The 21,527-nt window shown below is 46.4% G+C and carries 20 protein-coding genes and 1 riboswitch; of the genes, 14 read left to right on the plus strand and 6 right to left on the minus strand.

Going from position 1 to position 21,527, the window contains the following annotated elements:
• Position 1 precedes the first annotated feature (1 nt).
• Positions 2–1,285, minus strand: a complete 1,284-nt coding sequence (locus A7D23_RS14080) for an ISL3 family transposase (RefSeq protein WP_242871540.1) — start codon at positions 1,283–1,285, stop codon at positions 2–4.
• A 22-nt stretch (positions 1,286–1,307) separates the two neighbouring features.
• Positions 1,308–1,751 (minus strand): transposase family protein, encoded by a 444-nt coding sequence (locus tag A7D23_RS16505; protein WP_068884170.1) that lies wholly within the window; start codon positions 1,749–1,751, stop codon positions 1,308–1,310.
• Between the two features lie 114 nt (positions 1,752–1,865).
• Here A7D23_RS16505 and A7D23_RS14090 point away from each other — a divergent pair, with 114 nt between their 5' ends.
• The 12 genes from A7D23_RS14090 to A7D23_RS14140 all read left to right on the plus strand — a co-directional run bounded on the left by A7D23_RS14090 (position 1,866) and on the right by A7D23_RS14140 (position 14,243).
• Positions 1,866–2,171 carry a hypothetical protein gene (locus tag A7D23_RS14090; RefSeq protein ID WP_068883806.1) on the plus strand — a complete coding sequence of 102 codons (306 nt, stop codon included), beginning with the start codon at positions 1,866–1,868 and terminating at the stop codon, positions 2,169–2,171.
• Positions 2,168–2,524 (plus strand): IS66 family insertion sequence element accessory protein TnpB, encoded by a 357-nt coding sequence (tnpB, locus tag A7D23_RS14095; protein ID WP_068883808.1) that lies wholly within the window; start codon positions 2,168–2,170, stop codon positions 2,522–2,524. Before A7D23_RS14090 ends, tnpB begins: the two co-directional genes overlap by 4 nt.
• A 120-nt stretch (positions 2,525–2,644) precedes the next feature.
• The gene (locus tag A7D23_RS14100) at positions 2,645–4,276 is read left to right on the plus strand and encodes an IS66 family transposase (RefSeq protein WP_083221906.1); all 1,632 of its coding nucleotides are present in this window, start codon (positions 2,645–2,647) and stop codon (positions 4,274–4,276) included.
• 37 nt (positions 4,277–4,313) lie between these two features.
• A complete protein-coding gene (locus A7D23_RS16200) occupies positions 4,314–4,457 on the plus strand; it encodes a hypothetical protein (RefSeq protein WP_176714432.1) in 144 nt (47 codons plus the stop codon).
• Positions 4,458–4,472: 15 nt separating this feature from the next.
• Positions 4,473–4,958: a TolC family protein gene (locus A7D23_RS14105; RefSeq protein ID WP_068884173.1), complete on the plus strand. Its 486-nt coding sequence runs from the start codon at positions 4,473–4,475 to the stop codon at positions 4,956–4,958.
• 171 nt (positions 4,959–5,129) lie between these two features.
• Positions 5,130–5,816, plus strand: coding sequence for a response regulator transcription factor (locus A7D23_RS14110; RefSeq protein ID WP_068884175.1), 687 nt, complete (start codon positions 5,130–5,132; stop codon positions 5,814–5,816).
• Complete coding sequence (locus A7D23_RS14115; RefSeq protein WP_068884177.1) at positions 5,813–7,222, plus strand: ATP-binding protein; 1,410 nt, start codon at positions 5,813–5,815, stop codon at positions 7,220–7,222. The genes A7D23_RS14110 and A7D23_RS14115 overlap by 4 nt, the downstream gene beginning before the upstream one ends.
• Before the next feature lie 96 nt (positions 7,223–7,318).
• Positions 7,319–9,061 (plus strand): HlyD family efflux transporter periplasmic adaptor subunit, encoded by a 1,743-nt coding sequence (locus A7D23_RS14120; RefSeq protein ID WP_083221938.1) that lies wholly within the window; start codon positions 7,319–7,321, stop codon positions 9,059–9,061.
• 30 nt (positions 9,062–9,091) lie between these two features.
• Positions 9,092–9,820: an ABC transporter ATP-binding protein gene (locus A7D23_RS14125; protein ID WP_068884179.1), complete on the plus strand. Its 729-nt coding sequence runs from the start codon at positions 9,092–9,094 to the stop codon at positions 9,818–9,820.
• The gene (locus tag A7D23_RS14130; protein WP_068884181.1) at positions 9,820–11,040 is read left to right on the plus strand and encodes an ABC transporter permease; all 1,221 of its coding nucleotides are present in this window, start codon (positions 9,820–9,822) and stop codon (positions 11,038–11,040) included. The genes A7D23_RS14125 and A7D23_RS14130 overlap by 1 nt, the downstream gene beginning before the upstream one ends.
• A 23-nt stretch (positions 11,041–11,063) precedes the next feature.
• Positions 11,064–12,770, plus strand: a complete 1,707-nt coding sequence (locus tag A7D23_RS14135) for a cell wall-binding repeat-containing protein (RefSeq protein ID WP_083221939.1) — start codon at positions 11,064–11,066, stop codon at positions 12,768–12,770.
• A 187-nt stretch (positions 12,771–12,957) separates the two neighbouring features.
• Positions 12,958–13,042, plus strand: a riboswitch (cyclic di-GMP riboswitch).
• Between the two features lie 13 nt (positions 13,043–13,055).
• Positions 13,056–14,243 carry a DUF5667 domain-containing protein gene (locus tag A7D23_RS14140; protein WP_068884183.1) on the plus strand — a complete coding sequence of 396 codons (1,188 nt, stop codon included), beginning with the start codon at positions 13,056–13,058 and terminating at the stop codon, positions 14,241–14,243.
• 338 nt (positions 14,244–14,581) lie between these two features.
• Here A7D23_RS14140 and A7D23_RS14145 read toward each other — a convergent pair whose 3' ends face one another.
• The 4 genes from A7D23_RS14145 to A7D23_RS14160 form a co-directional block, all read right to left on the minus strand.
• Positions 14,582–14,821 (minus strand): DUF2922 domain-containing protein, encoded by a 240-nt coding sequence (locus A7D23_RS14145; RefSeq protein WP_068884185.1) that lies wholly within the window; start codon positions 14,819–14,821, stop codon positions 14,582–14,584.
• Positions 14,822–14,859: 38 nt separating this feature from the next.
• The gene (locus A7D23_RS14150; protein ID WP_068884187.1) at positions 14,860–15,087 is read right to left on the minus strand and encodes a DUF1659 domain-containing protein; all 228 of its coding nucleotides are present in this window, start codon (positions 15,085–15,087) and stop codon (positions 14,860–14,862) included.
• A gap of 89 nt (positions 15,088–15,176) precedes the next feature.
• Positions 15,177–16,043 carry a DUF3102 domain-containing protein gene (locus A7D23_RS14155; protein ID WP_068884189.1) on the minus strand — a complete coding sequence of 289 codons (867 nt, stop codon included), beginning with the start codon at positions 16,041–16,043 and terminating at the stop codon, positions 15,177–15,179.
• Positions 16,044–16,277: 234 nt separating this feature from the next.
• Positions 16,278–16,673 (minus strand): hypothetical protein, encoded by a 396-nt coding sequence (locus A7D23_RS14160; RefSeq protein ID WP_141690684.1) that lies wholly within the window; start codon positions 16,671–16,673, stop codon positions 16,278–16,280.
• Positions 16,674–16,952: 279 nt separating this feature from the next.
• Between A7D23_RS14160 and A7D23_RS14165 the strand changes: the two genes are divergently transcribed.
• Both A7D23_RS14165 and A7D23_RS14170 read left to right on the plus strand, forming a co-directional pair.
• Positions 16,953–18,218: an efflux RND transporter periplasmic adaptor subunit gene (locus tag A7D23_RS14165; protein WP_068884192.1), complete on the plus strand. Its 1,266-nt coding sequence runs from the start codon at positions 16,953–16,955 to the stop codon at positions 18,216–18,218.
• Positions 18,215–21,502 (plus strand): efflux RND transporter permease subunit, encoded by a 3,288-nt coding sequence (locus tag A7D23_RS14170; protein ID WP_068884194.1) that lies wholly within the window; start codon positions 18,215–18,217, stop codon positions 21,500–21,502. Before A7D23_RS14165 ends, A7D23_RS14170 begins: the two co-directional genes overlap by 4 nt.
• Positions 21,503–21,527 lie beyond the last annotated feature (25 nt).

Below are 21,527 nucleotides of genomic sequence, written 5' to 3' on the forward strand. Positions count from 1 at the left end.
ATTAGTGCAATGATTCAAGCAATAAAGTCTTAGATTTTAGTAATTCGAAACTATTACGTCCATACATGATGCGTTTCACTATCTTTAACTTATTCACGCTTCCCTCAGCAAGACCGTTATTATAAGGATAAATTATACTGTTTTTTACCGCTACAAGATCTTTTCTTAGACCGGTCAGATAAGATTTGACCTCTGCTATATCCATCTTCTCGGTTTCAGAAATCCATGATTCCAATTCATCTACTTTCTTGGAAAAAACTAGGGCATGAAACTGATGAAGCATCTGATATGCATTTCCCAGAATTGGGTACTTTTTTATGACAGCTTCATACTGTTTTTGTGTGATTCCTTTTACTTTTTCTATATCTCGGTAAATTAACTGGACCATCCATTTCCTGGCGATATATTCCTTGTGTTCTCGATTCTCGGTTTCAGCTCGTTTCTGATGTTCTCTCTCTTTCTGCATGAATACTCTTAAGGCATCAACTGAACCATCATATCCTTTTTTGCGGAGAATTTCTGTGATTTTTGTATAGGTCATACCCTTTGATCGTAGCTCCAGGATCTCTTTTTCATACGGTTGTAGCTTTCCGGGACGCCTGCAGTCATAATGTCCATTTACATTGGAACAATCTTTAGATAAATACCTTGTTATTGTATTGCGGATATAACCGGTGACCCTAATAATCTCCTCGATGGAACACCCTTGCTCATGTAGTTTCCTGACAGTTGCTATTTTTTGATCCATCTTATTGATGGCTTCATTATGTTGTCTTTCCCTTGCTGATTTGGTGTCTTTAGGAATATCTTCATCTTTTATTGCTAAATATCTTCCTATAGTAGAAATAGATGCGTGCATTATAAGAGCTATTTCACTAACCGAAAACCCTTCTCTATACTTTTCTTTTGTAAATCGGATTCTCTGAGCGCGATTTCTGGTATCCAATAGGGCCTGCATTTCAGGGCTTCTATTAATTTCTGTTGCTGGAATCTCCAACCTTGCGGGAAATAAACGCAACATATATTTTTCAACTGCTTCTGACAGGTTCTTTAGTAAGTGGAACCTGTCACTAATCTGAATGGCGTTTGGATGAGCTTCTGAAATCGCTGAGGAATATGTATGAGAACCATCACGTGATACTACCTTAAGATTCGGAAAGCTTTTCAGCCATTGCGTTACGGGCTCTTTATCTCGAGAATCCAGCAAGTCTATAATACGGTGCGTTTCAATGTCGACCATAATAGTTCCGTATGAGTGCCGCTTCTTAAATGCAAAATCATCCACACAAACCTTATAAATTATATTTTTATCCACAATCTGAGGCGTTTTTTTTAAGCAACCTACAAATCGTGCTTTTGCTTACGGCTGCTGTGTCACTTTTTAACATCGATGAGGCAGAAACGGAGCTGACTCTCGACGATAGAATTAATATCTTTTTGATCAGCCGCTCTGTCTTTCTCGCTTTATATGTAATGAAGTTAAATCTTTCCGAAAATGTTTTATGATCACATTCCGGATTGTCACAAAACATTTTTCTATTCCTTATCTGTATAACAACCTGATAATCCTGGATTGGAAGATCCTGAAATTCTCTCTTATACACGGAATGAACGCGGGTTGATTCTGTTCCGCAATATGGGCATGTAACAACCTCACGGTTCGATTCAACTGTAATGAGGCAATTTTGTCCTTTTGATATATGCTCAACATAATCAAGTGCAGGGTCTAGCATTTTTATAAATTCATCCACAATAGTTGCCCTCTCATCACACATATTCTACGTAATTGTCAAAAACGCCACACATAGAAATAAGCGTTTAGAGTTGAGATAATATCCTTAGTACAAACTAAGGAGGAATTATCGATGAGCATTAAAGAGCAATCCGTCATCAGACGTCAGCAAGTAGAGAACTTTCGAGCATCCGGGCAAACAGCAGCTGAATGGTGTTCACAAAACAACTTAAAAATTTCTACACTGCGGTATTGGTTGACCAAACTCAACCGTGAAGCAAAATCGGATCCCAAACAAGAAACCTTTATTGAATTGAAACCCGCATCAGCTAAGGAAGTCCCGGTCATTATTAAAATTGGGGCAGTTTCTATCGAACTGTACTCAGGTTTTCAGACGGAAACCCTACGTGAGGCCATGGCCACTATTTGTTCCCTATGAACCTGAATGCTATCGGTGTTAAAATATTCCTGTCCTGTAAACCTTGCGACATGCGAAAAAGCATCGAAGGTCTAGCCGCCTTGGTCCAGACCCAGCTGCAAATGGACCCTTTTGCCAATTGTCTCTATGTCTTCTGCAATCGAAGCTGCGATAAATGCAAGATCCTTCATTGGTCGAATAATGGCTGGTGGCTTTACTATCGTAAGCTAAGCCGCGGCATCTTTCGCTGGAAATTTTATAAGAACAAACAGGTTCTTGAAGTTTCTGAACGCCAGTTCCGTTGGCTTTTGGATGGATTGTCTATGGATCAGCCCACTGCCCATAAGCCAGTTAAACAGAGAATTTTACTTTGATCTGTTCTTTGAAAAGATTCCTATATTATGCAGCAATAATATTAAGTTTTTGGCGTATTTCAGCCATTTTTGCACCTGTATACTCTATTAATTCAGATGGATTTCTGGTAGAATAATGATATGAAATACAAGATAGAAACACCTTCAAAACCGCAATTGAATTATATTGAAATGTCACAGGCTGAACTGGCTGCACACTGTGAGAGACAGGACATGGCCATTGCCGAACTGACCCAGAACATGAACCGGCTTATTGAAATGATCCGTCTTGGTAACCAGCAAAAATATGGGCAAAGCGGCGATTCTGTATCTTATCCTGATGGTGTAGAGCAACTCTGCCTTTTCAATGAAGCCGAAGCCACTGCTGTACCTGGAGCACCGGAACCTTCTTTTCAAGAAGCTACCGAGAGGACTCCTAGGAGACTTAAGCAAAAGGGTAAGCGTGAGCAAGATTTCAGAGATTTAAAGGTCACTGTCATTGAACATGAGCTTCCATCCGAAAAGCGATCTTGTCCGATCTGCGCCAGTCCCTTGCATGATATGAAGACAGAAGTTACAAAGACCCTGAAACTTGTTCCAGCTCATTTTGAAGTTGAGGAGCATCGGCGGCATGTTTACACCTGCCGTGAGTGCGAAAAGAATCAAGGTGAGGGTAATCGTATTCCCTTCATTCGTGCGGATATGCCAAGGCTTCCGATACCTGGAAGCTTTGCCACACCGGAACTGATTGCAGGCATCATCAACAGTAAATATACCAATGCGCTGCCTCTGGCCCGAATTGAAAGTGAGTTTGACCGGATGGACAGTGTCCGAATCTCCCGCCAAAATATGTGTAACTGGATACTGCGCTGTTCAGAGGAATACTTTTCAAGGATCTACACGCATATGAGAAGCATCCTCTTAAGTAAAGATATCTTGCATGCTGATGAAACATGGACGAAAGTTGTACAGCAGGACGGCAGGGATTCCAAGAAAAAATGCTATGTCTGGGTTTATTGCACCGGCGTGTATGATGAACCGATTATCTACTATGAATTCCATGAAAGCCGTGCTGCGGAATCGGCAAAGGAATTCCTTAAAGATTATACCGGTTATCTGCATTCGGATGGCTATGAAGTTTACCATCGACTTGACCCAGGAATTACAGTGGTTGGCTGCCTTGCTCATATTAAACGCAAATTCACGGATGCCATTAAAGCATTGAGCCCTGAGGAGCAAAAGAATACGGTTTGCTTTAAGGGGCAGGAGTACTGCGATTACTTATCCCATATAGAAAAGAAATACAAGAATGCTGACCCCGAGAATCGTCGACAAAAGCGCCTTACCCTGTTAAAGCCGGTAATGGATGCCTTTTTGACGTGGCTCAAAGAAACCAAGCCACAAACAGTGCCCAAATCCCCGGCTTATGAAGCGGTAAACTATGCTTTAAATCAGTGGCGCTACTTTGAAAATATTCTTTTAGACGGTCGTCTCGAGCTAACAAATAATCTTGTCGAACGAAGCATCCGTCCGTTTACAATCGGTCGTAAAAATTGGGTTACGATGAAAACAGATCGTGGTGCTCACGATAGTTCTGTGGTATATAGCATCGTACAGACTGCGTTGTCCAATGACTTAAAAGTTTATGAATATCTGGTTTACTTATTAAAACAGATGCCAAATACCGATTTCGACCAACATCCGGAACTGATCGAAAAGTTTGTTCCTTGGTCGAAAGAGCTTCCGGAAAACTGTTACAAAAAGATAAAGTAGATTTTGTCCAACCTGGCGGTTGGGCTTTTCTTTACTCATGTGCTTACTTTTTGACAATTACGTCGTAGGTGGTCGCGAAGATGGCCTGGAAGCAGGGAATGAGCAGGGAGAAATGACGACAGAACGGTTGCAGACGATCAGAATGCTGCAGCGGATGACCAGAATGCTACGGATGAAGTAACAGTGGATGGGACAAATGATGAAATCGATAGAACCGTCTGTCAGCAAACAGCAGTTGAATATCCTGATGGGACAGGACATCAATACAGATCTTACCCTTGCCCAAGTCACACCGATCGAAGCTTCCGTTCTGGACGGCATAAACTATGACGGTGATTTGACGACGGCTCTCACCCAGAGCTTTGATGTCCGGTTAGTTTCGGATGATTCAACCCAGTATGAGGATGAGAAACGCAGCTTTACGTTGGCTTTCAAAAATGCATATCAAGATATTCGGGCGAAACGGGATGCCCTTTCCTTACAACAGGATAAGCTGGCTAACGAAGAAGAAAATCATAATGTGATGACCTTAAAATATAAGCTCGGAATGATTTCAAAAATGGCACTGGACTCCGAGCGTTATACTTATCTTGCCCAACAGGATGAAGTCAAAGCGGCCGAGCGGGATCTTTTGCAGTCGTATACAACCTATAACTGGATGAAAAAAGGCTATAAACAATGATTTATGAATTTGGTTATACCGGCATATTGAATCGACGGGGCAGCTCATGACAGCTGCCTTTTGGTTTTATTTTAAATCTTTATAAAATCTTGACAGGTGATGTCAGGCATTTATCAGAAATATGCAGTATAGTTAAAGAAATGTTATGTACTGAAGGACGGTGCTGCGATCATGGGAGCTAAGATCCTGATAGTCGACGATCAACCCGCGATTGTCAGCGTGATTGAAAATTATCTTAAAAGTGAAGATTATCGGACAGTGATAGCGTTTGACGGGATCGCTGCCAGAAAGTTGATCGCGACAGAAAGTCCAGATCTGATCATCCTGGATTGGATGCTTCCGGAAATGAATGGGCTGGAGCTGTGCAAGGAAATAAGGCATGAAAGTTCAATCCCTATTATTATGTTGACGGCAAAAGCCGAAGAGACCGACCGGGTTCTCGGTCTGGAATATGGAGCGGACGATTATATCGTTAAACCATTTGGCCTCAGGGAGCTGGTGGCACGTATTAAAACTGTACTGCGCCGTGTGTCGCCAGGTCAGGATGCATCCCTGATCATCACCCACCGCGATTTAAAGATCGATATGAAAGCGCATCGAATCTGGAAGCGTAATGTCGAGGTCATTTTGACTCCAACCGAATTCAAGATTCTTTGCTTGCTGGCGTCGCATCCAGGGGTTCCTTACAGCCGCCTGCAGCTGCTAAATCAGGCGATGGGAGAGGAATATCTCTATTATGAACGTTCTGTGGACACACATATTTTCAATTTGCGGAAAAAGATCGAAGATACCATAAGTGAGCCCAGTTATATTCAAACTGTATTTGGAATCGGCTACCGGATGGGGGATGAAAAGTGACACTGCGGCGCAAATTTATTCTGGCTCTCGTGGGTATGGTTGTATTCATGGCGGTTATCGCCGGAGGAATCTCCTTATTTTCTTTCAACAAGTTGTTGGACCGTTCCGTGAGTTATATCCAACAGGGTTTAGCTGCCCAGTGGGAGATCGCCTTGATTTCCTATTATGAGAAAAATGCCTCCTGGGAAGGCGTCCAATCCCAAATACAAACCATGTTGCACGATCCGGACAGCAAAGGCGGCCCGCCGCGGGGAAACTTGCGGATCTGGGTTTTTGATACGGCATACAAAGCTACAGCGGGTGCGGAACCGGAAATCGGCAAATCGATTGCGGACATACCCAACGGTGCAGAAATAAGGGGCAAACTAGTACCGTTACAAGTCAATAGTCAAACAATAGGGTATTTCTTTTTGGAAGATAATTTTTTGACCCGCAGTGATTTTTTCTCACGTACTTTGGTCAGCTCGATCATGAGAGCCATGCTGATCAGTATGTTCGTTACGTTGCTCGTCGCGCTCCTGTTAGGAATAATTTTGACCCGTCGGATGACGGAACCCTTAAAGCAGTTGACTCAGGCAGTAACCAGTGTGGGCCAGGGACAGCTGTCCATACGAATTAACCCCGAAGAAAAGGGTGGGGGAGACATCAAAGCGTTGACGGAAGCCTTTAATGAGATGACAGTCAAGCTTGCCCAATATGAAGAAATAAGAAGCAATATGGTTGCGGATATCGCCCATGAACTTCGGACGCCCCTGACCGTGATTTCCGGGAAACTGGAGTCCATCCAGGAAGGCGTTGCGGCTGCATCACCGGAAACCATCTTGCCGATTCAGGATGAGGTCATTCGTATGACCAGACTCGTGCGCGATCTCCAGCAGCTGACGTTGGCCGAAGCAGGTAAACTGCCGCTCTATATTCAGGAAATCGATATCCGGAATATGATTTTACGGATTTTGGATCATTTTGCGATAGCGCTTGAAGAAAAAAATCTTAGGATGGAAATCACCGGGGAGTCATTGCCGGTGTACGGAGATCCGGATCGCCTGACGCAGGTTTTTGTAAACTTAATCGACAACGCAATACGCCATAGCAGGGAAGGCGGTTTTCTGCGGATTAATTTTAAATTAGAGTCCCGGGATAAAAACGATACTGAAGAGAAGAGGTTGTCTATTGGGATCACCGACAGTGGTGAAGGTATCCCGGAAATTGACCTTTCCAGGGTCTTTGACCGCTTTTACCGGGTGGATACGGCACGTGACCGGAATTCCGGCGGAACGGGACTTGGTCTCGCTATCGCCCGGGAATTTATCCGTGCTCATGGCGGAGATCTGACAGTCAGCAGCCGCTTAAGTGAAGGAAGCTGCTTTACGGTTTGGCTTCGCGTCAAAAATAACATCAATTCTTGACATCTTCTTAAAATCTCCGGCTCCCGTGATTGTTATAATGGCAGTGTCATGATAGACAAGACACTGTGTTGAATCGGCAAAAAAGGAGACCGGAAAATGCAATTGAATTTTAAGCCACTCAAAACAAACGCAGACCGTCAGATGCCGGATTCTAAACCAGATAAAAAGGGGATACGGTTAAGCATCGACCGGCTGAAAAAGATCAGGAAGAGGACATGGATTATCATCGGGGTCGTCATTGTCGCCATGATCGCCGCAAAGGTTTTTCTATTCAAATCCAACACGACCGCAGCTGCCAATATAACGATTAAGACAGCGACAGTGATAAAGGGAACTGTACAACAAATGGTTACCGCGACCGGAACGGCTGAATTTTCCCAATCAATGCCGCTTTCATTCGAAGTCAGCGGCACCATACAGGAAATTTATGTGAAGACCGGAGATGTGGTGAAAAAGGGTGACCCATTAGCCAGTCTGGATACGACTACATTAGAGCAACAACTGAAAGAGGCTCAGGAAAATTATGCTTCGGCTCAGGCCAACTATAGTCAAACGCTCGGTGATTTGGGAAGAAAACTCAAATCGAGTCTCGTTTCAGCAGAAAGCAGCTTATTGACGGCACAACAAAAAGCAGATCCAAACTATCTGGAAAACCAATACTATTTAGCAGAGCTAAATGTAAAAGAAGCCAGTCAAAAGTTGGCAGAAGCGCAGGGCTCCGGGGAAACCGATACATACCAGCTTCAGGCAGCACTTAGTCAGGCCCAGCTGGCGCTTGCGGATGCTCTAAATAAGAAAAACGGCGGAGCGGCCAAAGACCTGGAAGTTGCCAAGGATCAATACGAGGCAGCTAAAGAAGCCGTAAGTGACTATGAGAAAGGTGCCGGCAGCGATTATCTTTCGGCTAAAGCGGCACTGACAAAAAGTCAGACAGATCTGATGACGACTCAACAGAATTTGGACGATGCCATCTTGAAAGCGCCGGAAGATGGGACGATCGTTTCCTGCTCGGTCGATCCGTATCAGACAGTCAACAGCCAAAGCACCGTAATGATACTCGTCTCCAATCCCCAAAATTTTAAGGTGTCGGCCTCGGTCGATCAAACCGAGATCACCGAGCTCAAAGTCGGACAAAAGGCAAGTCTGACTCTGGATACCGATGCCAATACCGTTATTGACGGCACGGTTGAAACCGTTTCTCTCGCCGGGACTAACAATCAAAACGTTGTAACCTATGGCATCACCATCAAGGTGGATAAACTGTCGGATATCCTGCGGGATCAGATGAGTGTGAATGTTTCGATCGTGACCGATGAAGCTAAGGATGTTCTGATTATTCCCAGTGAAGCCGTTATTACCCGGAATGGGGTAACCGGTGTGTTGGTTCCGACTGACCAGGCGTCTTCGCAAGGAACATCAAAGAATACGACTTCTGGTTTACAGAATAATGCTTCTTTAGGAAGCCAAAATGCGGCGCAGGGAAGCAGTCAGATGCCGTCAGGACCCCGAAATGGGAATAACACAAGCAGCAACCGGTCGAGTATGCCTTCAAATACTACCGGTAGCAGTACTGGAAATAAATCCGCTGGAACGAGTGGCAACTATAAATTTGTGCAAATCACGATCGGCTTGGACGACGGGACAAACGTCGAAGTCAAGAGCGGCTTAACCGAAGGCCAGACCGTGATCATTCGTACTGTCACTGCGACGTCAACAAGCAGTACTTCCTCAAGCAGTTCAAGTTCAAGCAAGAGTTACCGTTCGCAAGGTATGGGCGGGTTAGGCAGCCTTACCGGAGGAGGTAATGGCGGACCGCCGTCCGGAGGCCCAGGACAATAAGAAGCATGCGGAGAGGAAGGTTTACGGGCATTGATTACGCTTAAAGGGATAAAAAAAATCTATCAGACGGGTGATGTTCAAGTGGCAGCTCTACGCGGTATCGAGCTGACGATTTCCCAAGGGGAATTTGTGGCCATCATGGGTCCGTCCGGCTCCGGCAAATCGACGACGATGAATATGCTGGGATGTTTGGATACGCCGACAGAAGGGGAATATTACCTCGACGGGATCGACGTTTCCCATGCCTCAAAAAGAGAGCTGGCGACGATCCGGAATCGAAAACTGGGGTTTGTCTTTCAGGGCTTCAACCTGCTGGCGCGAACGAGCGCTTTGGAAAACGTCGAATTGCCCCTGATTTATGCGGGAGTCGGCAGAGAAGAACGGAAGGACCGTTCGATCGAGGCGTTGAAGTCAGTCGGTCTTGGGGACCGGATCCATCATAAGCCCCAGGAACTCTCCGGCGGACAGCAGCAGCGGGTGGCGATCGCCCGGGCGTTGGTAACGAATCCATCCGTTATTCTGGCAGATGAGCCGACGGGTAATTTGGACAGCCGTTCCAGCGAGGAAGTTATGGCGATTTTTCAGGAACTGCATGTAAAAGGAAATACGATCGTGATTGTGACACATGAGCCGGATATTGCGGCGTATACCCGCAGGATCGTCCGGTTCAAGGATGGAAGGATTGAAAAGGATGAGGCTGTAGCCAATCCGAGGAAAGCATCCCCATCCCGAATCGATACGCAGGAGGAGACCGGCTGATGAACATCTTAGAAAGCATCCGTATCGCCATCAGGGCGATCCGGGTCAATAAAGTTCGATCCATACTGACCATGCTGGGTATCATTATTGGGGTTGGTGCCGTGATTGCCATGGTCGCAATTGGCAGCGGTGCTTCGGCATCTGTTACATCCAAAATTGAAGGATTAGGATCCAATCTGTTGACGATAACGGCAGGTCAGTCCAATTCCGGCGGAGTCCGGGGAGGAATGGGTAGCGCAGCGACACTCAAAATGAGCGATGCCACTTTGTTAGCGGAAAAGGGAACCTACATTAAAGCTGTTGCCCCGGTAGCCTCGACGAACGCGCAGGTAATCTATGCAAGCGGCAATACCCAGACAAATATATACGGTACGACAGTTACCTATCTTGATGTACGGAACACATCATTAAGTGCGGGCAGATTTTTTACCGAGCAGGAGATGAACCAGTATAAACGCGTTGTGGTTCTCGGCCCGACAGTCGTGGAAGGCCTACTGGGGACGCTGGATTACAGTATTATTGGCAAGACCGTCAAGATCAACAACATTCCGTTTCAGGTCATTGGAGTCACAGCCAGTGAAGGTTCCTCAGGTTTTTCCAATAGCGACGATATGATCTTGATGCCGATTACGACAGCACAGCTTCGGCTGACCGGAAGTGAGTCTATCCGGCAGATTTTTGTTCAGGCGGCTTCCCCGGATGTGATGACCAAAGCGCAAAGTGAGATTACAACGCTGCTGCGCTCTGCACATAAACTCAGCGCGAGTGATGAGGATGATTTTTCCACTACCAATCAGGCAACAGTATTGGAGACCATGCAATCAGTTACCCAGACGCTGTCCATGCTTCTCGGAGGGATCGCGGCGATTTCCTTGATCGTCGGCGGAATCGGCATCATGAATATCATGCTTGTTTCCGTAACGGAGCGGACACGGGAGATTGGGATCCGGAAAGCAATCGGGGCGCAGGAGACGGATATTCTGCTGCAATTTCTGATAGAAGCGGTCATATTGAGTGTCATGGGGGGCATCATCGGGATATTACTGGGCTGGGGAGGTTCACTTGGCGTATCCAAGGTTGTCGGTATGACGACCAAGGTGTCCATGTTTTCCGTTATCTTGGCCTTCACCTTCTCAGCTTTGATCGGGATCGTCTTCGGTGTCTTTCCGGCAAAAAAGGCTTCATCCCTTAATCCGATTGATGCGCTAAGGTATGAATAAGCAGAGAGGAGCAATTAATAGACATGATGGATATAAAGAATAGGAGAAGACCGAACTTAAGTCCTGGATGGGTGAGGAAAGGTAATACCGAAGCAGGAAATTCAGGGATGGGAGATGTCAGGTTACGAAGCAAAAGTAAGAGAAGTAAAAGGAAAGCAATAATTCAGAGCGTGACTGTTCTTTTTATAATTCTGACCCTGACTTTCTCTGGAAACATACAGGCTTTTGCTGTGATTACCGGTACGGAATTAGGCGGTTTAGCTTTCCAGACATCCAGTGACAGTAATATACTTATCGGTGAGACCACAAACATAAAACTATATCTGTATAATCTCAACGGGGGAAGTTTTTCCGGAAATATCACAGCTTATAGTACTGATACAAGCGGTAATAACATCGGATATTATTCCGCTTCCGGAAGCAGTGGGAATTATACGCTTAACAATGTAACGTTCAATACAACCGGCATCTATTATCTCTATCTTTATGACAGTAGCGGGTATTACGCTGTGGGGGTATTGACCGTATCCAAACCCGTGATCACAATAACCGGTGATGCGCTAAAATATAAAAAATCTTTAATTACCGGAACATTGAAAGACAATAATGGAAAATTGCTTGCAAAAAAAACGATCACCCTGGACGGCAGCGATGCAGGGATAGACAATACAATAAGCTGTACAACAGCCTTAGATGGGACTTACTCTGTTTATGTAACACCTAGTAAAGAAGGAACAATTAAGTTTTTGTTCAACGGATATGAAATCGGAACTCTCGTGGCAGGAGCTTCTTATTCTCAGGATGTACGAATCGGGGGCTCTGCTAGTAACAATCAGGACTTATCAATCAGCGTTGCCGAAGCAGGATGGTCATCCGCCTCCACCGTAATTGTCACGCGCGACGATAGTCTGGCGGATGCCTTAGCTTCGGTACCATTATCTAAAAAATATGATGCACCAATCCTGATGAATCCGTCATCACAGTTGGATAGCAGAATATCGTCGCAGATATCCGCTTTAGGTGCAACAAAAGTTATCATAATCGGCGGATACAGTGCAATATCCCAGAACATTGAAACAGCGCTTCAGACTGCGGGCTATACAGTCAGCCGGATCAGCGGGTCGAACCGCTATGAAACTTCCGTTAATATTGCTTCGTGGATAGGTTCTGCCAATACAATCTATTTAGCCTATGGTCAGGGTGAACCGGATGCCTTGGCAGCAAGTACCTTTGCCGCAGCTAAAGGTTATCCGATTTTGCTTACGGACAAAGATAAAATTCCGGCTGTGACCCAAGCACAGCTTTTGAGCCTTAATCCATCTAAAGTTATCCTTCTCGGCGGAGAAAGTGTCATCAGCTCTTCCGTAGAATCTGCGCTGAACAAGAACTATGTCGTCGAACGGCTGGGAGGTACTGACCGCTACGCTACTGAATGGGCGATTTTGAGGAGCCTTTTCACGGATCAGTCCCAAATCTATTTTTGTTCTGCCCTTGCTTCTTCCAAAGACGTGACCTCCGGGAAACCAAAAGCCGATGCCCTTCTGGCAGCCGCCCTCGCCGCTAAAAATGACGCAATCATCGTAGCCGTTCCGCAGAACTATCTACCGTCATCGCTGCAGTATTTCTTGACCTACAACCGCGGCTATATCGCCAGAGCCAGTATCGTCGGCAACAGTTCGTCAATCAGTACGAGCCTGGAGAAACAGATTGAAGATCTCATGACTTTGTAAATAAATTCGTCTTGTTAATCCACCAATGTCAAGCATTTACAGAAGTGTCCGTAAGGGCACTTCTTTGTTTCTAAAAGCTTCCATGCTTTTTATGAGACGAAAGTCTCATTTTTTGTACCCCATTGGTCTGAAAAAGGACCCAAAACATTGAACTTCTAAAATATCTATACTATAATGACCACAGCCAAAACGATAATGGCAAATCCGTCGAAAGACGGAGACGCAAAGCCACGGGTCTAAAGCCGCAAGGTTATGACAGCCGGGTTACCGAAAGGGGTAGATAGAATGATCCATAAAAAGATTCTGGTTTCGATTCTCTGTGTCCTTTTAATTATTGCGGTCGCACCTTCTTGTGTTTTTGCTGATCCAACCGCCACAGATTCAACCACAGTGGATACTACGCCAACTGACCCTAGCGTAACGGATTCCACGGCAACAGATCCGACGAATGAGGTAGCTGTTGAAGATGAAGCCGGTGTAACGCCGGACAGCTGGCTCTATTCAATCGAACAGATGATCGAAAGTGTCCAGGTTGCTGTGACTTTCTCTGATGAAGGAAGAGCGGAACTGCTCGTTGAGTTTGCCAATGAGAGGCTGGCCGAAGCGGAAATCATGTCCGAGGAAAACCAGCTGGATTTGATGGAACAGGTTCTGCAAGCCTACTCGGATACGATAAAGAAAGCCAACTTTCAGGTTCAACAGATCATTGAAGATACCGAAGCAGCTGACGGAACGAATACTACGGGTACAGATACTACCACTGCCGAAGAAACCACTGCAGCTTCCATCGAAGTAACAACTACTGATGAGACAGCCACGGATGAAACGGCGGCAGTTGACACAGAAGAAAATACCGTCATCAGCAATCTACTCGCCAGCATTGAACTTGTCCAAAGTGATGCCGACAAGATCGTCCTTAAAATCACCGGAGGTCTGACAGAAGAACAGGCCGAAATCATGCAGAATATCATCCAAGCCGAAGTTCAGAACACCATTGCCATGAAAGCTTATGTGGCTGCGAAAGTAGCCTATGCTGAAGCTGTGCAGGAATTTGCAGCAGCCAAGGCGGAATTGGGACAGGCCCGTGCTTCAGGTGATGAGGCTGCCATCGCAGCCGCTCTGGAAAAAGTAACACAGGCTCAAGCATATAAAAATGACATGCAGGACCTCAGAAAAGATGTTCAGAAAATCAAAGTAGAGACGAACAAAGAAACGAAGGAAGCCTTGAAAGAGCAAGCCAAAATTATGAAGGAATACAAGAAAACCATTAGGGAACAAGCCGTGAGCGACCAGGAAGATAGCCTGGAAGCAGGGGACGAACAGGATGCAACAGTTGCAGACGATCAGAATGCCACAGCCGATGACCAGTCTACTTCGGATGAAACAAAAGTCGATGCACAGACCGTTCAGAACACGGTCATAAATACCTCTTCAAATAACGGGAATAACGGTAAAGGGCAAGGAAAAAGATAGGACTTTATATTTTCGATAACTGAGAATCATTCAAATCACATTAAATACCTCCTTAGAAGAAACAGACAGCTATCAGGCAGACAAAGTGCCAGGGCTGTCTGTTTTGTGGATTACAAGGAGAAGAACGCGTCTTTTGAAATCAGCTATCAATCATAACAGAAGGGTTAGGAAATGACATGTACTATTTTTTGAATTTTTTATAGTTCAAACTTAGCTAAGGTTCATATAATATTATTAACAGTGATCAGGCAAAAGAAGAGAGGGGGCGAGGCCGCCGGCAAATCCTGATTGCCGTCGGCCCGCCCCCTCTCTTAATCTCTAATGCCGGTGCTGCCCGCTTACACTTGTGGAGGATCATAAAGGTCATTGGTCGTTGTTTCGATGACCTTTATATCCTTTATCCCTGTAAGCGCGCCGTTTGCTGTGAGGAATATCCCGCCTGCGATAAGCGAGTTCATAACGTCCATGGCTTCAGCCAGCTGAATATCCTCCCGCGGTTGGGGAACTGTCAGGGAAAACGTGTTCCCTCCGGCGGTTACGAAAGTTAATCTTGCCGTTCGGTTGGTGGTCACAGCCAATTGAATCACCTCCTTGACGCCTGAAATTGCCCTCCGCTTTACGCTTCGTTTGTCAATTCATCCGTTCTTCTGAAGTAAACGTCAAGCAGCGTATATTCCGACAGACCGAAGAAGGCGTGAGCCGCCTCATAGACAGCTTGATTCGAAGCATTGTAAACAATATTGTTAAGGGTTCGCTGTTTGGTTATCGGAGCACCGGAGGTGCTGACTCCGGTCTGATAAATCAATACCAGAGCGGCGCCGGATGGTGCTGAAACAACGGCCATTCCAATCATCTCCTTTCTCTTTTATTGGACAGCTTACTTGCTGTCTTGTATATACTATGCTTGGCTTGTCCAAAGGTTCCCCAAAAAAATCAGGAATTAACTCTAAGCGGCTTCTTAGGGGGCGGCCACTCTTTAATCGTCTCTGCCATGTATTCAATCAGCCGGTTGGCTTCTTTTCTTTTTTCTTCTTTCAGGTTCGGATCGATATGCGCCAAATTGGTGAGCGCTGTCGTCAGATCGAAGAAGGTATCGGCGATCGTTTTGCAGCAAGCGTCGCATTTCTCTACATACTTGATGTGAACGTCCGGGTCATGTTCGGTTTTAAGGTTGTGGGTAAAAGGGGCCGTTGTTGCAGAGGGGTCGTTACCGTTAGAGGAGGCATTGTTGGCAGATTGCGCTTCTGCATTGACATTTTCCGGATTTGTTGGCCTTGATGCAGCCTTAGCGTGCTCCTTTTTTAATTCGAAGATGGTGCTATCGATCGTCTCCAGCCCTTTTTTAAGTAGCTGATTCTCCTGAAGCGCCTGCTCCTTCGCTTGATTGGCCTGATCTCTGTCTTTCAGAGCCTGCTGCAGCTCCTGTTTCGTCATACTGCCGACGTCATTGTGCGTGATGAATTCCTCCCGCTCCTCTGCCGGTAAACCCAGTAAGAGGAGAGCCTGGGTGTAAGTCAAATGGGACACTGGTGTCCCATTTGAGCTGTCGGATCGTTCAGGGAAGCTAGACCCATACTCTTCGTAGATATTTATCAGCCTGGAGGCAGTTCGGCGAGAATAGTTCACAGACTCTTCCAGCCACTTAATCCATTCCCCGTGTTTGAGCATGACCTTGGCTTCCTGCAAATGACGGCCGATTTCAATGGCGCTGGTAAGCAGGATTTTTTTGGTCTGGTAGGTTATCATCTTTATTTCAGCCGCTATGATAAGCGGCGTGCGTTCGGTGGCCGGATTATCCATATCGCCCATCCGCCCTTTCATTATGAGTCTAATTACAGCATATGCAGATAGGCTTCGGATGGTGAGGGCTTGGTTTTGTGACGTAACAGACAAAAGTAATGGCAATGACAAAAGATAGCTAAAGATAGCAGGAATAGCTATAGACAATAAACGCAGCGCAATAATAAATAAATCCCACGGGTTTTGAATCCGTGGGATTTTAATATCAATATGATTTGTTATTGAGACTTTGTTTTATACGGGCCTTCTCTGCAGGGATCTGATAGAAATTTCATGTTCGCCAAGTACCTGGATAATCGATTTTTGGTCATCTGAGATCTTGTCTAATTTATGATTGGTCTCTGTCCGAAATTCCATCAGTCCGGCTGTTTGCTCAACAACAACATCCAGTTTATGTTCAACCTTACCGAGTCGTTGATCCATGGAATCTAGTCGTTGGTCAATACCGTCGAATCGTTGGTCAATACCGTCTAGTCGTTGGTCGATACCGACGAATCGTTGATCAATAGCATCGAATCGTTGGTCGATACCGTCGAATCGTTGAGAAATGTCTTTCTTCATTTCTCTGATTTCACGAAGCACGATAGTCTGAAACTCATCATTGGACATAGCGGCTTCCCTCCAAAACAAAATGGATCCTTTAATAGATATTATGCAATATAAAAAAGAAAAAAACAACCATAAAATTCCAAAAATTTACAAAATAATGTTGCCATTTATGGGAAGAAAATATTTGGTAATATCTAACTTGAACCCATTGACCCAAGGCACAAAGGAAGATAAGATAAGAGAGGCGACGTGCCGACTGACCAGTCGGTCGCGACGGCCACGGCCGCAACCGCGACATTCATGAATATGTCCTAAAAAGAATAGACTTAGAAAGATATTGATTTACGGGGGAGTAGAAAAATGAAATTCAAAATGAAACGGTCTGAGCAGGGTGGCAGCCCGGACTTGAAAAAACCGATTGGGAAGAAGAAAATGATCATTACCGTGATTGCAATCCTGCTTGTCCTTCTGGTCGGGGTAAGAATCTACGGTGCGATACAATCTGCTGCTGAAAAGAAGGCGGCAGAACAAAACAGACAGAATTATGTCCCGGTGGAAGCGTTGACCTTACATAAACAGAGCATCTCTTCTGCGATTACCTTAAGCGGCAAAGTTGAAGCGGATAAAGAAGCTTCCGTGGTCGTCGGCACCCCGGCCAAAGTGGCGGCGGTCTATACCAAAGTTGGGGATCGTGTCAGCAAGGGCCAGGTACTTTTCAGCCTTGATAAAACCGATCTGATGTCCAGCTATAACCAGGCTTCAGCGGCCTATCAGCTGGCGCAGGCCGGCTATGAAACCAATATGGCCAATTATGAAAACAGTAAAAAGAATTATGAGAATATGAAACAGCTCTATGAAATCGGCGCCGTCAGCAAGTCGGAGCTTGATCAGGCTGCTGTGGCGGCTTCGGATGCGGTTCAGGAAACGTATAAAGGCCAACTGGCTCAGGCCAAGGCTGCTTATGACGCGGCGCAGAAAGCCCTGAATGATATGGATGTCAAGGCGCCGATCGACGGTGTCCTTACGGCGCTCGATGTGAAAATTGGGTCGATGGTAACGAGCGCCGTTTCTCCGGCCAGGGTGGTGGACCTGAGCAAAGTATTTGTAACGGTCAGCATTAGCGAGCAGGAGATTAACCGTGTGCGCAGCGGCCAATCTGTCCAGATTGAAGTGCCTGCAGCTTTAGTGAAAGTCAAAGGGGCTATTGACAGTGTAAGTATCGCAGCCAATGCCCAGGGGAAATATACGCTAAAAACCTACATTGACAATAAAGACAGCATGATCAAACCCGGCATGTTTGCCAATGTGACCTTAAACATTGCCGGCAAAGATAATGTCCTGGCTGTGCCGACCGATGCGGTGATTTTTCACGGCGGAAAAGACGTCGTGTATGTTGCCAAAGATAATGCTGCAGCCGAGATGGAAGTAACGACAGGACTTGAGAGCGGCACCGAGACGGAGATCGTCGGCGGACTGACGGAAGGGGACATCGTCATTATCAAAGGGCAGAACTTTGTACAGGATGGTACGGAAATCAAAGTCGTAACTGTTGACGGCAAGCAGGTTGCTCAGGAAACGACGGATACGGCAGCTTCGGCGCAAACAGGGGGAGGCGTTCAGAAGTGAAAATATCTGAAACGTCGGTAAAACGCCCTGTTACAGTCCTGATGCTGGTTTTTATTATCATCATTCTCGGATTTGTGTCCTTCACGCGTATTCCGCTGGACTTGATGCCCGAAATGGAATTGCCTTATGCAATCGTGAGTACATCGTATAACGGTGCAGGCCCTCAGGAGATTGAAAACCTGGTCACGCAGCCAATCGAAAAGGCTGTTTCCACAGCCCAGAATGTCAAAAATATCAGCTCCATCACTTCGGAAGGCAGTTCGCTTGTTATTCTGGAGTTTAATTATGGAGTCGATATGGATCAGGTTGCCCTCGACCTCAGAGAAAAAATTGACCTGATTAAAGATTACTTCCCCGACGGCGTCAGCAGCCCCATGGTCTTGAAACTCAATATGAATTCAACCCCGGTCTTGACGCTTTCTATTTCGTCATCGACGATGAGTCTCTCCGAACTGCAAACCCTGTCGGAAGATACGATCCAACCGAGACTGGAAAGAGCGGAAGGGGTTGCTTCCGTGTCCGTGACCGGCGGAACCAAGGATATTATTGAAATCCGGACAAAAAGTGAGAAATTAGCCGGTTATGGCATTAGCCTCGCTTACCTTCAGGGAATCCTGGCTTCGGAGAATGTCAACCTGCCCGGAGGTACGGTCAAGAAAGGGACCCAGGAGCTGACTGTCAAAACGACCGGGGAATTCATGTCGGTGGCTGAGATCGAGCAGCTGCTTATTCCGCTGCCTACCGGCGGAAATGTTCAGCTGAAAGATTTAGCCGATATCGAATTAAAGCCGGATCAGCAGACAACCATTTCCAAAGCGAACGGCAATCCCGGTGTCAATATTTCGATCCAAAAACGTTCCGACGCCAATACAGTCCAAGTTGCGGAAGCAGCCTATGTAGAGATCGACAAAATCCAGGATGAACTAAAAGACGTCAAGATTACGGTGGTTATGGACAACGCGGCCTATATCAAGGCTTCTTTGTATTCGGTCGCGGAGCATGGGGTTATCGGCGCTCTCCTGGCGGTACTGGTCCTGTACATTTTCCTGCGAAATATCCGTTCTACCCTGATTATTGCTTCAGCTATCCCGATTTCCATTATTGCGACGTTTTGTCTGTTATATTTTACCGGCATTACGCTGAATCTGATGACGCTGGGTGGATTAATGCTTGGTATTGGCCGTCTGGTTGACGATTCGGTCGTGGTGCTCGAAAATATCTACCGCTTCCGACAGAACGGCTATTCCAGGGTCGAAGCGGCAGTGAAAGGATCTTCGGAAGTAATCATCGCTGTCATGGCTTCCACGCTGACGACGGTCGCAGTCTTTTTGCCGATTGTCTTTGTCCAGGGATTAACCTCCACACTATTCCGGCAGTTTGCCTTGACGATCGCGTTTTCGCTCGGAGCATCGCTGGTTGTTTCGATGACGGTTGTCCCGATGCTCGCTTCCAAGCTGCTGAAAGTAGAGCGGAAGAATCATAATGCTGGTTTTATTGATGCAGGGAAGACGGGGGAAACGGATAAAGCATATACACAAACCGAAACAGCTGAAGCATCCGAAACATCCGAGACAGTGAAAGTAGACATAACAGATGCAGCGGAAGATGAAGAAAGTGGCAAGGGATTCTTCCGTACGCCTGCGTTCCTGGCGAAAGCCCACGATAAATTTGACCAGGGCTATGAAGCGCTGCTCCAGGGGTATAAGAAACTGCTCAGATGGGCTCTGGGCCACCGGAAACGCGTTTTTATCGCTACAACCATTATCTTTGTCGTTTCCATTGCCTCTGTTGCCGCTGTTGGGACAGAATTCTTCCCGACGACGGATGAAGGCATGCTCTCGATCAGCGTTACGCTTCCTGACGGGGCAAAGGTCGGCGATACCTCGGCGGTCATGCGTGAAATTGAAACGAAGATAGAAGATATTCCCGAGATCGATACCATCTTCCTGGATGCCGGATCATCCGGAACCATGAGCCTGACAGGCGCACAAGGCAACGTTGGTACCTTTACTGTGAAGCTGCTTCCTTTAACGGATCGGAAACGCGGCGTCGTGGAGATCTCCGATGAAATCCGGGACCGGATTAAGGACGTACCCGGGGCCAAAACCAGTGTTGCAGCAAGCCAGTCCGTGATGAGTGCCGGTGATCCGATCAGCATCACCATCAAAGGTGAAGATCTGGATCAGCTGAAGAAGATCGGAGACGATTTTGTCACCGTGATTAAGAAAGTCCCGGGAACCCGCGAAGTTAAATCCAGCTATGAAGACGGAATACCGGAAGTTGAAATCAACGTGGACCGTAAGGCGGCCAGCCAGTATGGTCTGAGTGCCGGAACAATCGCCTCTGCGGTAAAAGCATCGATCAGCGGGGCAACCGCGACACAGTTCAAATACAATGGGACCGAAATCGATGTAAAGATCAAAGGGGACGAAACGTTTAACCGGAATCTCCAAGCCCTTGAGCAAATTCCCATTACCACGAGCCTCGGCTATACCGTTACGTTGGGGGAAGTGGCGGATGTATCCGTCAGCCGCGGTCCTGTCAGCATCAGCAGGGACAACCAGGCGAGGACCCTGACGGTCTCCGGTCAGATCAGCGGCAGGGACGTCGGCAGTGTCTCCAAAGATATTCAGACGGCGTTGGCAGATTACCGGATGCCGAATAATTATACCTATGAAATGGGCGGACAGCAGCAGGAAATGGTCGATGCATTCAGTGACCTGTTCCTTGCGCTCGGACTTGCCGTGATTCTGGTCTATATGGTCATGGCTTCCCAGTTTGAGTCGCTGGTTTATCCGTTTGTCATCATGTTTTCCATCCCGCTTGGATTTGCCGGAGCGTTCTTAGGATTATTCATCACCGGCAAACCGTTAAGCGTTATGGCGATTATCGGGGTGATCATGCTAGCCGGTATCGTTGTTTCCAATGCCATCGTTCTGGTCGACTATATCAATACACGACGAAGAACGTACAAGGAGGACGTGCATGAGGCAATCATTAATGCAGGACCGATCCGCTTGCGGCCGATCATCATGACGACGCTAACGACTGTTCTGGCCATGCTGCCGCTTTCACTCGGGATCGGGGAAGGCTCGGAGTTTCAGGCGCCGATGGCCATTGTCGTTATCACAGGTCTCCTATTTTCAACCCTGGTTACCCTGGTGCTGATTCCGGTCATGTATTCTTTCACGGATGATCTGTCCAACAAATTCAAACGCAAATTCAGAAAAGACAAAAAGACCAAACCGGTAATCTCAGTAAACACGGATCAGCATACCCTTTAACCTGTAATAAGAGAAAAAGCTTTAC

Origin of the sequence: Dehalobacter sp. TeCB1, from assembly GCF_001707455.1 — a bacterium.
Lineage (GTDB): Bacteria > Bacillota > Desulfitobacteriia > Desulfitobacteriales > Syntrophobotulaceae > Dehalobacter > Dehalobacter restrictus.

Bases quoted from the DNA above. Each gene is read 5' to 3' on its own strand.
- A7D23_RS14135 (WP_083221939.1), top strand. From the start codon at position 11,064: ATGATGGATATAAAGAATAGGAGAAGACCGAACTTAAGTCCTGGATGG.
- A7D23_RS14165 (WP_068884192.1), top strand. From the start codon at position 16,953: ATGAAATTCAAAATGAAACGGTCTGAGCAGGGTGGCAGCCCGGACTTG.
- A7D23_RS16200 (WP_176714432.1), top strand. From the start codon at position 4,314: ATGTGCTTACTTTTTGACAATTACGTCGTAGGTGGTCGCGAAGATGGC.
- tnpB (WP_068883808.1), top strand. From the start codon at position 2,168: ATGAACCTGAATGCTATCGGTGTTAAAATATTCCTGTCCTGTAAACCT.
- A7D23_RS14140 (WP_068884183.1), top strand. From the start codon at position 13,056: ATGATCCATAAAAAGATTCTGGTTTCGATTCTCTGTGTCCTTTTAATT.
- A7D23_RS14100 (WP_083221906.1), top strand. From the start codon at position 2,645: ATGAAATACAAGATAGAAACACCTTCAAAACCGCAATTGAATTATATT.
- A7D23_RS14120 (WP_083221938.1), top strand. From the start codon at position 7,319: ATGCAATTGAATTTTAAGCCACTCAAAACAAACGCAGACCGTCAGATG.
- A7D23_RS14150 (WP_068884187.1), bottom strand. From the start codon at position 15,087: ATGGCCGTTGTTTCAGCACCATCCGGCGCCGCTCTGGTATTGATTTAT.
- A7D23_RS14155 (WP_068884189.1), bottom strand. From the start codon at position 16,043: ATGGATAATCCGGCCACCGAACGCACGCCGCTTATCATAGCGGCTGAA.
- A7D23_RS14105 (WP_068884173.1), top strand. From the start codon at position 4,473: ATGATGAAATCGATAGAACCGTCTGTCAGCAAACAGCAGTTGAATATC.
- A7D23_RS14130 (WP_068884181.1), top strand. From the start codon at position 9,820: ATGAACATCTTAGAAAGCATCCGTATCGCCATCAGGGCGATCCGGGTC.
- A7D23_RS14110 (WP_068884175.1), top strand. From the start codon at position 5,130: ATGGGAGCTAAGATCCTGATAGTCGACGATCAACCCGCGATTGTCAGC.
- A7D23_RS14090 (WP_068883806.1), top strand. From the start codon at position 1,866: ATGAGCATTAAAGAGCAATCCGTCATCAGACGTCAGCAAGTAGAGAAC.